Annotated in this window: 4 protein-coding genes; all 4 read left to right on the forward strand. The window is 38.0% G+C overall.

Annotated elements, in window-relative coordinates; all coding sequences use genetic code 11:
• Positions 1 to 45 precede the first annotated feature (45 nt).
• Entirely contained in the window at positions 46 to 459 is a 414-nt protein-coding gene (locus tag ASE21_RS07075) for a hypothetical protein (protein WP_057121903.1), read from the forward strand.
• The gene (gene sprC, locus ASE21_RS07080) at positions 456 to 1,934 is read left to right on the forward strand and encodes a gliding motility protein SprC (protein ID WP_057121904.1); all 1,479 of its coding nucleotides are present in this window, start codon (positions 456 to 458) and stop codon (positions 1,932 to 1,934) included. Before ASE21_RS07075 ends, sprC begins: the two co-directional genes overlap by 4 nt.
• A 1-nt stretch (position 1,935) precedes the next feature.
• The gene (locus ASE21_RS07085) at positions 1,936 to 6,336 is read left to right on the forward strand and encodes a type IX secretion system membrane protein PorP/SprF (protein WP_057121905.1); all 4,401 of its coding nucleotides are present in this window, start codon (positions 1,936 to 1,938) and stop codon (positions 6,334 to 6,336) included.
• A 131-nt stretch (positions 6,337 to 6,467) separates the two neighbouring features.
• Positions 6,468 to 13,901, forward strand: a 7,434-nt coding sequence (locus ASE21_RS07090) for a beta strand repeat-containing protein (protein WP_082603444.1), incomplete at its 3' end; no start/stop codon positions are given.

Here is a 13,901-nt window from a genome sequence, read left to right on the forward strand (position 1 = left end):
AATTTATGTATCGTCTTATAAGGACCAAATAAAGATCAAAACATAATGGCTCTATCTACAAAAAAGTATTTATATATATTCTTTTTGGTTTCTCCTATTTCGTTAAGCCTGTATGCACAAAGCTCAGCATCAGAAAAACCTACTTTTTCTGCAGTTTCTGACTGCAAATTAACAACGGTAATTGAGATAAATCAAAATAACGAATCAGCTGATAAAACGATCAGCAAATTAGATAATTCTAATCAGTTAATAGTAGGGCTGTCCACCCCCAAGGACAGCCTTACTATGGCAGCTGATACGAATGGTCAATCTACAGAATGCGATGAAAATTCATTGATTGGTTCTACTTCAATTCTTGCAAAAGACATTATTGAGAACTACAAATATGATTTTTCTGAAACATTCATTGATATCTTGTTTTTTGAGCGTATAGACTTAGCAAGAAAACGTACTATATGATTCGAAAAACTACTTTATCTTTTTTTAAAGTTTTCTTTTTATTTAGTATAATTCTCTTTACTAAATCGCACACCTATGCTCAAACAGCAGCGATTGTTGGGCAGCAGCTTCCTTTTGACAGGATTTGTGCGGGTTTAATAGTTAACGGAACCCCTTTTAATGAGTACAACGCAACATTCAGCTACTTAAATTTTCCTGCGGGAACTACTTTTGAAGTTGAATTATCTGATGAAACAGGAAGTTTTACAACCCCTACAGCTACTACAAAAATTTCGTTTGTTGATGATCCTGTAGCGCAGCAGCAGACAATTAAGTTTGCAATACCTACAAATTTAAAAGGATCAAATACTTATAGCCTTCGTGTTAAAAGTAATACAGCAACGCCGGTTTACAGCCAGAGGTTCAAGAATTTTCAGGATCAGACTTCATTCCCTGCGTTTTACAGAATATTTACAGACAAATTCTATATCAATAATAAAGAAGCCAATGCAACAATCTGCTCCGGCGGAAGTATCAGTCTTTCTGTTTACAACCCAACTCCTTCAGATCAGCCATCATCTCCTGCCAATTATCCAGGTTTAACGTATAAGTGGTATAAAGATGATGTATTAATTGCAGGACAAAGCGGTACAACGTTAGTCGCTAATGCTCCGGGAGTGTATTATGCTCAAATTAATTATGGAGGCTGTGATGATGATAACTTTAGCTCTAACCGTGTAACCGTAGTTTCTTCAACTGGAGGATCTGCAGTAACGGTAGATTCCAGCTTAGGAAATCCTTTTTGCTCCAATGGTACAGGAACTGTTTTAACAGCGACTTCTGGTAACAGTTATGCGTGGAAAAAAGACGGTGTAGCACTCGCAGCAACGACAAGAAGCATTACTGCGACTGAGTCCGGAATTTATTCTGTTGAGGTAGATTTTGGAGGATGTAAAGCCGTAGGAAGTATTGATTTAAAAAGCAACAGTTTTACTGCCAGTATTGATGTTGCAGACGAATATCAATTAAAAGATGGTGAAACCTTAAACGTATCTGTAACAACAGATGCAACGACTCCAAAGTTTGAGTGGTTCTTAAACGGAATCGCTATTAACGGAGCGAATACAGGAAGTTATCTGGTAGCCGTAAGAGGTCTTTACAAAGTTAAAATTTCACAGGAATCTGGTTGTATTGCTTCAAGAGAATTTACGTTCAGAATTAAAGGTGAACCTAGCCCAGCTACAGTAATACCAAACATTGTAAAATTATCAGGAGATAAACCTTATTGGGATATACCTGAAATATATAAAACCGCAACAACCAAGTTGATGATTTTAAGTTCGAATGGAGATGTAATGTTTGATGATGTTGGAAGCAACTACGATCCGGAACTTAATTCATTTATTAAAGATTTTAAAAATGTAAATCCAGTTTATTACTATGTCATTCAAGCAGACACAGGTGAAAAAAAAGGATCAATTACTGTGATTAAATAATATGAAGAAAATTTTACTATTCATAACTTTATTTTACGGTTTTTCAAATGCACTCTATTCTCAGGACAAAAATGAGAATGGAGTTGTTTCGTTTTCATTACCTATCAGAAATTCATTAAAGTTTAACAGATACCTAATAAACCCTGCTTTCAGCTTTGTTCGCGAAACAAATGCTTATGCAAGTTTCTATAATAAAAGACAATGGGTGCAGTTTGATAATGCCCCAATGACTTATCTGGCCAATTACTCCGGAAGATTCAGAGAAAATGAAGCTTTTGCAATTGGTTTGTTTCAGCAGAATTATGGTTTAATGACCGTATTTGGAGGAGTTGTCAATTTTGCTCATAATATTGTTTTAGATCAGGACAGTAATTTGACTTTTGGTTTAAATGTTGGTGCTTATCAAAGCGGTTTAGACAAAGGAAAAATCATATCTGACGATACAACTATTTTAAACGGAGATTATCCATCCAATACAATGCTTACCGTAAATCCGGGTATTAACTACGGTACAGCTTTTCTTGATTTCGGATTATCGGTAAACAACTTAATTCTGTACAATTTCGGTTCGGGAGTTGTAAAAGAAGATCCGGAAAGAGCTATCGAGCTTCATGCTATGTACACGGGTTATATAGACAGTTATGGATTTTTTGAGCAAAGTAAATTCTCAGGAATTGTAAAAACAGAAATTAAAAAAGACAAAACAGTTTTATCTGGACTTGCCATGCTTACACTTCAGCAGGGAGTTTGGGCACAAGCCGGATATAATACTTTATACGGAATTTCTGCAGGACTGGGAGTTAATATTTCTCCAAGTATCGCAATCGAATATAATTATGAAAGAGGAATGGGCAATTTTACAAACATGGGAGGTTCTCATGAATTTGCAATTGCTTATAAATTCAAAAACAGAAATTATTATTACGGAGATGACGAAGAAGGATCATTAATAGATCCGTCACGAACTACCTCTAAACCGGTAATTGCTAAACCAAAAACAGATACAGCACCGGTAACACGAGTAGATGGAGCTGAAAAAGCAAGATTAGCTGCTGAGGCAAAAGCTAAGGCAGACGCCGAAGCAAAACAAGTGAGACTTGCCGCTGCAGAAAAAGCTAAGGCCGATGCCGCAGCCGCAGAAAAAGCAAAACTAGAAGCAGACAATAAAGCTAAAGCAGACGCTGAAGCATTAAAAATAAAATTAGCTGCTGAGGCTAAAGCAAAAGCAGATGCCGCAGCCGCAGCAAGAACACAAACAGCTACTGCAAACCGAGCAGTTGCTGCAGAACAAAAAACACAAGCGCAATTGGCAGCAGATAAGGCCAGAGCCGATGCTGAGGCACGCAGAATAAAACTTGCTGCAGATAATAAAGCAAGAGTTGATGCCGCTGCCGCTGCAAGAGCACAGGCACAAGCCAACAAAGCACCGGGAGCTGTACAAAAAACTCCGGCACAATTAGCTGCAGATAAGTCGAGAGCAGATGCTGAGGCATTAAGAATAAAATTAGCCGCTGACGCAAAAGCAAAAGCAGATGCCGAAGCAAAAGCTAAACAAGCTGCCGCAAGCACAGCACCTGCAGCTCCGCAAAAAACACAGGCTCAATTAGCAGCAGAAAAAGCAAAAGCAGATGCAGAGGCATTAAAAATAAAATTAGCAGCTGATGCAAAAGCGAAAGCCGATGCAGCAGAAGCAAAACGTAAAGCTGACGCTAAGGCAAAAGCTGAAGAAGCAGATTTACAATCTATATTGGCTGCAGATGCAAAAGCAAAAGCAGATTCAGATGCCCTTCAGGCAAGATTAGCCGCAGATGCAAAAGCGAAAGCTGCATCTGAAGCAAAAACTAAAGCAGCAATTGATGCCGCAAACAAAGCTAAAGCTGCTGCTGCTGCAAAAGAAAAAGCTGCGGAAGAAGCTGCATTAAAAGAAAAATTAGCTGCAGATGCAAAAGCAAAAGCAGATGCAGAAGCCAGACAAGCCATTATTGCCGCAGAAGCAAAAGCTAAGGCAGATGCAGAGGCATTAAAAATAAAATTAGCAGCAGATGCAAAAGCGAAAGCTGACGCTGAAGCTCAGGCTAAATTAGACGCAGAAGCAAAAGCGAAAGCGGATGCAGAAGCATTACAAGCAAAATTAGCGGCAGATGCAAAAGCGAAAGCTGATGCAGAAGCTCAGGCTAAATTAGACGCAGAAGCAAAAGCCAAGGCAGATGCAGAAGCACTTCAGGCAGAAGCACTTCAGGCAAGATTAGCTGCTGAGGCAAAAGCCAAGGCAGATGCAGAAGCACTTCAGGCAAAACAAGCGGCTGACGCTAAAGCAAAAGCAGACGAAGAAGCACTTCAGGCAAGATTAGCTGCWGARGCAAAAGCYAAGGCAGATGCAGAAGCACTTCAGGCAAAACAAGCGGCTGACGCTAAAGCAAAAGCAGACGAAGAAGCGCGTCAGGCTAAATTAGCAGCCGATGCAAAAGCAAAAGCTGATGCGGAAGCAGAACAAGCGAGATTAGCGGCAGAAGCAAAAGCAAAAGCTGATGCAGAAGCACTTCAGGCAAGATTAGCAGCAGAAGCAAAAGCTAAGGCAGATGCAGAAGCAGAACAAGCTAAATTAGCAGCCGATGCAAAAGCAAAAGCTGATATGGAAGCTTTACAAGCAAAACTAATTGCTGATGCAAAAGTTAAAGCAGATGCAGAAGCAACTGCAAAAGCGAAAGCGGAAGCAGAAGAAAAACAATTAAAAGAAGCTGAAGAAGCTCGTCAGGCAAAACTGGCAGCTGACGCAAAAGCTAAGGCAGATGCAGAAGCATTACAGGCTAAGTTAGCGGCTGATGCAAAAGCAAAAGCAGATGCGGAAGCAGAACAAGCGAGATTAGCAGCAGAAGCAAAAGCTAAGGCGGACGCAGAAGCATTACAGGCAAAACTAGCAGCCGATGCAAAAGCAAAAGCAGATGCAGAAGCACTTCAGGCTAAGTTAGCAGCAGAAGCAAAAGCTAAAGCAGACGCATTACAGGCTAAGTTAGCAGCCGATACAAAAGCTAAGGCAGATGCAGAAGCATTACAGGCAAAACTAGCAGCTGATGCAAAAGCTAAGGCAGATGCAGAAGCACTTCAAGCGAAACTTGCTGCAGATGCTAAAGCAAAAGCAGATGCAGAAGCACTTCAGGCTAAGTTAGCAGCCGATGCAAAAGCAAAAGCAGACGAAGAAGCGCGCCAGGCAAAATTAGCAGCTGATGCAAAAGCGAAAGCTGATGCAGAAGCACTTCAGGCAAGATTAGCTGCTGATGCAAAAGCTAAGGCAGATGCAGAAGCATTACAAGCCAAGTTAGCAGCTGATGCAAAAGCTAAAGCCGATATGGAAGCTGAACAAGCTAAATTGTTAGCTGAAGCAAAAGCCAAAGCAGACGCAGAAGCTAATGAACGATTAAAAGCAGAAGAAGAATCAAGACAATTAAAAGCAGAAGAAGAGCGTCAGGCAGCACTAGCAGCTGAAAAAGCTAAAGCTGATGCAGAAGCGGCAGCGGCAAGAGCTGCAGCTGCAAAAGACGACACAGCAAAAGCAATTGAAAGCTTAACAGAGTCTATTGAATCTTCTGGTAAAACACAAAACGATTTATTAGATCAGTTTAAATCAACTGTAGCAAATAAACAAAAAGACCTGAATGACTTAAAAGAAGAAAATGATTTAAGTGAAAAAGGTATTTACAAAGAGCCAAAACCATTTAAGAGTGTTGCTGCAGAAAACAGTCAGTTAGAAGCATTAAAATTACAATTGGCTGAAGCAAGCAAAGTTCAAAAAGATGAAATTGCAAAGCTGACAAATTTATATAATGAAAGACTGAAAAAGGTTCCAAATAAAAATGATGCATTAAACAAAGCTTATCTTGAAAAGATAAACCAATTAAAAGCAGCACAGTTGAAAATGGAACAAGAAGGTGCAGCATTGTTAGCCGATTTAGAGCGTATTAAAACGGAAACTGAGATTGAGAAAAAACGTAGAATTAAACGTGCGGCATACGAAAATGATCAGGGAAGATATGCACAGGATCTTGCAGCTCTTAAACGTATTAAAGAGACTACGAAACCAAGCAGTACGCCATTGACAGCAGCTGATTTTGATTTTGGAGAAGATCAGTCGAATATGCAGATTATTAAGAATATTAAAAATTCTGAAAGTGGTTATTATATGATTCTTGCAGTACACAGCAGTGTAGAGAAACGAGATGAGTTCTTAACTAAAGCAGTAGCTTCGGGACTTTCAAATATTAATTTCTTTTACAATATAACAACAAGTAAATATTATATCTATTACGAAAAGTTTGATGGTTTACAAGAGGCAACCAAAGCATTAGAAGCTAAAGGAAAAGCACCATACAACGGAAAAATGGCAATCGTAAAAGTCGAGAATTAATATTAGGATATAGATGGAAACTTCTTCGGAAAAGGAAGAAGGAAAGTAAAAACATAAATTTAAATTAAGATTGAATATTGTTTTTTGAATGCCCCTTTAAAGAACAATAGTTAAACTGAAACCATAGTAACATGAAGAAACCTACTACTTTAAAATTAGTTTTAGCTGTATTATTTTTTATACAGAGTTTTATTATGTTCTCTCAAAAGAATTTCACCCCTCGCTTTGACCAGAGTTTAAAAGGTGATATGCTCTTGATAGGTAATAATATTTTGAATAGAGATAACAACAAAAATGGTGAGCGGCCTAATAATGCCTTCAATTCAACCAGCCAGAACAACAACGACCTTACTATGCAATATATTGATGTTGATAGTGATAACACGACGTTCAGTTCAAGCTCGGCGAATTTAACTATTCCGCAAACTAGTAGGGAATGTTATAAAGTTGTTTATGCCGGTCTTTATTGGGCTGGTATTTACAGTAAAGGAACTGTTGACAATGGAACAGTTAATCGTGCCAATCTGGGTTCAATTAAGATTAAACTTCCAAATCAAACAGCTTACACGAACATTTCAGGATCATTAATTTATGATTACTTTCCAACGACATCAAATGGTGATCAGATGCCGTATGCATATTATTACGATCTGACATCAATGATTCAGGGATTAGCAAATCCTGAAGGGACTTATACTGTTGCCAACATTATTTCGGGAAGAGGGAGTATAAATGGTGGTTTTTCTGCCGGATGGAATTTATTTGTGGTGTATGAAGATCCAAAATCATCGGCAAAATATATTACATCTTTTGACGGTTTTCGCTGGATTCAGGCAAGTAGTGGACCAGTTACTTATGATTTAACAGGATTTAAAACAATTCCAACAGGAGTTGTAAAAGCAAAATTAGCTTTTGCTGCACTTGAAGGAGACGTTAACTTAACGGGAGATAAATATTCTATTAATAATACAGATATTTTTACCACAGAACGTCCGGTAAATAACTTTTTTAATAGTACTATAAATGATGTTAATGGTCCTTTTACAGACCGAACCCCAAGCAGCGGAAACACATTAGGTTTTGAAACGGGTATTATCAATCTTAATAATGCCGCTAATACAATTATTAAAAACAATGATACTTCGGCACAATTAAAACTTAGTACAGGAGGAGATGGTTATGGACTTTTCTTCAATGCGTTTAACGTTGAGATTATTGAACCAAAAATTGTTCTGACAAAAATTGTAAAGAATAATGCGGGAGTAGATATTGGCGGCCAGAATGTTACTTTGGGGCAGCAGTTAAATTACGAAATTGGTTTTAAAAATACAGGTAATGATAATGCGACTTCATTTACGATTCGAGATCAGCTGCCTATTAATATTATTTTTAATTACCCTGCAGATATTGTTTCGCTGCCAGCAGGTGTAACAGTTCAAAGCTATAATGCAACAACGAGAAATATTGTTTTTGCAATAAACAGTAATATTGTAAAAGTTGGTGATCCTGAAAAAATAATCAGTTTCAAAGTTAAAGTTGTTCCGGATTGTCAAAGTTTGAGCGAAGCTTGTTCTAATAGTATTGACAACTCTGCTTATGCAACTTACAAAGGTCAGCAAAATACAACATTTACAATTTCTGATGACCCGAGTGTTAATACAAACACAGGATGTATTTTAGTTCCAAAAGCGACAAACTTTTTAGTTGGTGTAGATGGGTGTAAATTTACTTCTAATGTTACGCTTTGTGGTGAGAATATTACATTGACAGCTGCAAATGGTTATACAGATTATACCTGGTATAGCGATGAAGCAAGAACAAACCAAATAGGTAAAGGACAAACATTGGTTGTTAAAGATCCTGGAACTTATTACGTTTATAACTTAGCTGCTGCACCTTGTAGATCAATTTACCAGTCATTTGTTGTAACAAGATTTGGAAGCACAGTAGATAATCCGGTAATTCCTTTTGCAGATCAGGTAGTAACTTGTTCTAATGATGGAAAAAAATTACCAAATATTTTCTTGTGTGGATCAAATGCAACGAGACAAATTACAACCAGCATTTCTGATGCAACAAGTATTGTTTGGGAAAAACTAAACGAAGCAAGCTGTGCTGCTGTAACAAATCAGAATTGTGCGAATGAAAACACAGCCTGTACCTGGACTAGTGTTGGAAGCGGACAAAACTATACAGCAAATCAGGCTGGGCAATTCCGTGTTACATTAAATTATGCGGGAGGATGTTTCAACCGTTTCTATTTTAATGTTTACACGAATTCATTAACTCCAACAGAAACTCATAAAGATATTATTTGTGGTGTTCCCGGAAGTATTACAATTGGTGGAGTACCTGCAGGATACGAATATGCTATCAGAACTGACCCTAGTGGTGCAATTGGTGCATATCAAGCAAGTAATACTTTCAATATTACAACTGCAAACTCTTATACTGTTTATATCAGACAAGTAGGTGTAACGACTAATCCATGTATTTTTACTGTTCCTAATATTCTTATTAGAAAAAGAGATTTACAAATTAGTACTGCGGTTACACAACCGGCTTGTTATGGTGATAAAGGAAGTATAAAAGTTGGGGCACTTAATATTGACCCGCAATATTATTACTACCTATATAATAATGCGACAAATGCTCTTGTAAATAGTGCAGGTCCAATTGCCGCTTCAGATTATACTTTTCCAAATTTAAATCCTGGAACAACTTACAGAGTAAGAGTTACAAATGCTCCAGTTGGCGGTACGCCAGCGCCAACTTGTGATGTATCAAGTGTTATTTCTATAAATAATATTGCGGCTCCGTTAGTGGCAACTGCAGCTTTGACTACGCCTCTTACAGCATGTAGTGACGGGAAAATTACGTTATCAGGTTCTGGAGGAACCGCGCCTTATTTCTTCTTTGTAAACGGATCTACAACGTTCCTTACTTCAAATGTAATAACGGTAACTGCTCCCGGAACTTATAATATTCGTTTAGTTGATTCTAATAACTGTGAGGCAACAACATCAATTACAGTTACAGGAAATCCTAAACCAGTATATAATGTAACAAATACTCAAATTAATTGCAGCGGCGAGACGGCACAAATTAATATTAATGTTACAAACGCAAACGGATACACTTTACAATACAGTATTGATAATGGAGCAACATTTAGCAGTACTCCAGTTTTCTCTAATTTATCAGGTGGAACTTATAATGTTGTAGTTAAATACACTTTGTCGGGAGTAACATGTACTGATCCTGCAACACCTATAACTATTACAGCTCCTGCAAATGCATTAAGTGCTTCTGCGGGTGTTTCTGAATTAGCAGGATGCGACCCTTCTGGTAATGGATTTGGTAAAGTTCGTATTACTAACCCTCAAGGCGGAACTCCTCCTTATACTTACAGTTTCAACGGAGGTACAACTTATGGAACTTCAAATGAAGCTTATGTAGCACCGGGAACATATACACTTTATGTAAGAGATTCAAAGGGCTGTACATTTGCAATGCCGGGTGTAGTTTTAGATCCAAAACCTGCAGACCCTACAATTTCAGTAGATCCTCCTGTATTTAACTGTAACGGAACTGCAACAAGTACCGTAACCGTAACAAATGGCGGTGGAGCAAATTATAGTTATGAATATTATTTAGATAATGTATTAAATACAAATACTCCTTCTAATGTTTTCTTAAACGTTCCTTCTGGATCACACACAGTAAGTGTAAAATATAACTTAGTTTCTGTACCAACTTACAGTAACTTATTACAAGAAGATTTTGGTTCTGGTGGAACTACAACAACTCCGGGTATTGCTTCGGCTTATTGTTTCAACGACCAAAGAGTTAATCCTCCATATACTTGTTCTTTAAATGGTACTCCAACTCGTTCTGTTGAAGACAACCAATATTCAGTTACAAGTTTCTTCTGGAGAAATGATACAGCTTGGTATCACTTTAAAGATCACACAACAAATGGTACAGATGCAAACGGAAGATATTTATTAGTAAATATTGGAGCAGCAGCCGGGCCTTACGGAATTTTATACAGTAAACCAATTATTGATGTTATTCCGAATCAGCCAGTTATGGTTTCTCTATATGTAGGTAACTTATTAAATACGGGTGTAAACGGAGCGGCTCCAATTGTAAGATTTGAGTTAGTTAATAGTGCCGGTACTGTAGTTGCTACAGAAGATACAGGTAAAATTGCCGAAGCCGCAAATGATCCTAACAGAACAAAATGGGTTCCTATCAATATCTCATTAAATCCTGGAAATAATACAAACCTTACTTTCAGAATTCGTTCAGGAAGTGTTGAGTACGGAGGTAATGACATTGTAATTGATGATATTTGGGTTCGTCAGATTCCAAAATCATGTATCACACAAAAAGATTTCCCAGTTGTTATTGATAGCAATAAAGCATTTACAGCTTCAATAACTGGCGTTAAAAACGTAACATGTAACGGAGGAAATAACGGAGAAATTACTTTAGCAGCACAAAACTTTAATCTTCCTTACGGATTTGATTATTCTATGAATAATGGTGCTACATGGATAAATTCTAAAGTATCTCCTGTAACAGTAACTGGTTTAACAAGCCAGACATATGCAATTCAGATTCGTTTTAACAATAGTGCATCGACTTGTAGTTTCCCATTCTCTCAACCAGTTACTGCTCCGGCAGCACTGGCTGTAACAGCTCAGGTAACGGCTCAGCCTACTTGTACAAATGGAGCTTCTATTACTGCAACAGTAACAGGAGGAACACCAAGTTATCAATATGAATTGAGACAATCTAATGGAATTACAGTAGTTGTTCCATTCCAAACGTCAAATGTATTTACTAATGTTGCATCAGGAACTTACAGAATAGTTGTTAAAGATGCGAATTCTTGTAGTTCACCAGCTTCTGCAACAGTTAATATTAGTTCTCCAACTGCACCAACCGCATCGTTAGCAGCAAGTTCAGATTTATGTTATGATGCTGCTAATCAGGCAACCCTTGTTGTTACAGCTACAGGCGCGGGAACTTTAACTTATAGTTTAGATGGAGGCGCTGCGCAAACTTCTAATACATTTACAAACGTAGGTCCTGGTACACACAATGTTGTTGTAACTGACAGTAATAACTGTACAGCTGCAATTAGCAATATTGTAATTGCACCAGAGCTTCAGGGAAGTGCCACAATTTCTAAGACATTAGATTGTACTACTTCTCCAAATGCTTCTATTACAGTTTCTATTACTGGTGGTACAAGTGCATTTACATATAAAGTAAAAATTGGTTCTGGGACTTTTGGATCCAGCAATAATATAACAGGCAATTCATTTGTTTACACAGCAACGACAGCAAATACTTATACTTTTGAAATTACAGATTCAAAAGGCTGTATTACTACAACTAGTGCAGTTGTAAACCCAATTTCAAATCCAACAGTTACAGCTACTAAAGTTGACGCTACATGTAATGGAGCTTCAACAGGTTCTGTACAATTAGTTGGAGCAGGCGGATCTGGAGGTTATACTTACAGCTTCAACGGAAGTTCAACATTTATTGCTCAGTCCAATTATACAGGATTAGCAGCGGGAACTTATACCTTCCAGGTAATGGATAGTAAAGGTTGTAAATCTGCGATAGGAAATATCACAATCACACAACCTACGACATTAACAGCTACTGCAACTGCAACTACATTTACATGTAATGCATCAAATGTAAAACAAGCAGCCACTGTAACAATTGCAGTTCCAACAACCGGAACAGCACCTTATCAATATAGTTTTGACGGAGGAACAACATTTACAAGCACACGTACACTATCTGTAACAGATAATGGCACTAATCAAACTATTTCTTATGTAGTTAGTGATGCTCAGGGTTGTAAAACTCCGGTTCAAACCATTACAATTAACAGATTAAACCCTCCAACAGATTTAGCATTTAGCAATGCCGCAGTTACTTGTACAGCTACAACAACTACAGTTACAGCTACAGCTACAAACGGAGTTGGACCTTTAGCATATTCAATTACATCACCAGCAGCATCTGCAGCAACAAACACTACGGGAGTTTTTGCCGGACTAGCTGCAGGAACTTATAACTTTAGAGTTACTGATGCTAATGGATGTTATTATGATGAAGCCTATATTATCAATGCTGTAACACCAATTTCAATTGTTGGTAATAAAACAAACGATGCCCTTTGTAAAGGAGGAGCAACAGGAGCAGGAACATTTACAGTTTCTGGTAACGCTACAGCAGGAGCTTATACTTTTACAGTAACACCTGCAGGCGCATCAATAACAAAATCAGGAAACACATTAACATTATCTAATGCAGCTGCAGGAACATATACTGTACAAGTAAGGGATAATGCAACAGGTTGTACAAACACAGCAAGTATTATTATTACTGAGCCTGCAAATGCATTAACATTTACAGCAACTTCAACAAACGTAAATTGTAATAACGATAATTCACAAATTACAGTTACAGCTGCAGGAGGAACTCCAAATTATACTTACGCTTTCGCGAAAAGCCCGTCGACTGTGCCATCATCGACTTATGGCAACAGTGCTGTTTTAACAGTAGATACTAATTCGGGAGCAGATTTAGCTTGGGATGTTTATGTAAAAGATGCGAATGGCTGTATTACAAAAAATACAGTTACGATTGTTACTGATAATTTACCAAGTGTAACAGCAACAAACGGCAATCAGTGTACTGGTTCTGGAAATTCATTTACTATAACAGCAACAGGTACTGGTTTAGCTCCGTTGACTTATAGCATTGATGGAACTTCTTTCCAGACATCAAATACTTTTAGCGTACCGGCAGGAACTTACACAGTTTATGTAAAAGATAAAAATGGATGTGTTGCTCAGGCTGCGACTGCTTTAATTATTTATCCACAATTAACTGCAGCAGGGACTGTTACCAAAGAATTAGATTGTACAGTTACTCCAAACGCAACAATTACAGTTACGATTGGCGGTGGTAAATCTACCTATACATATACAGTAAAAAAAGGTGCAGGTACACCGAGCGCACCAAGTGCTCCAATTGCGGGACCAACATTTACTTATACAGTAACGCCTGCTAATGCAGATACTTATACATTTGTAATTACAGATGCGAATGGGTGTCAGGCAACAGCAGTAACTAAAGTAGACCCTATCACAAATCCAACAGTAACGGCTGTTCCAACAAGCGCAAGCTGTAACGGAGCTGCTGATGGTTCGGTTACTTTAACAGGTGCTGGAGGATCAGGCGGATTTACATACAGCAATAACGCTACAACAGGATTTACTACAAACCCTGTATTTAACGGACTGGCTGCAGGAGCTTATACTTTCTATGTAAAAGACAGTAAAAACTGTACAGGTTCTGTAGCAGTAACTATTACACAGCCAAGTACTTTAGCTGCAACAACTACAGTTGTTCCATTCTCTTGTAATGCTTCAAATGGAAAAGTTGCAGGAACAGTTACTATCAATGTAACAGCAGGAACAGGAACTGCCCCTTACGAATACAGCTTTAATGGAAGCGGATACAGC

Origin of the sequence: Flavobacterium sp. Root901 (assembly GCF_001429765.1) — a bacterium.
GTDB lineage: Bacteria > Bacteroidota > Bacteroidia > Flavobacteriales > Flavobacteriaceae > Flavobacterium.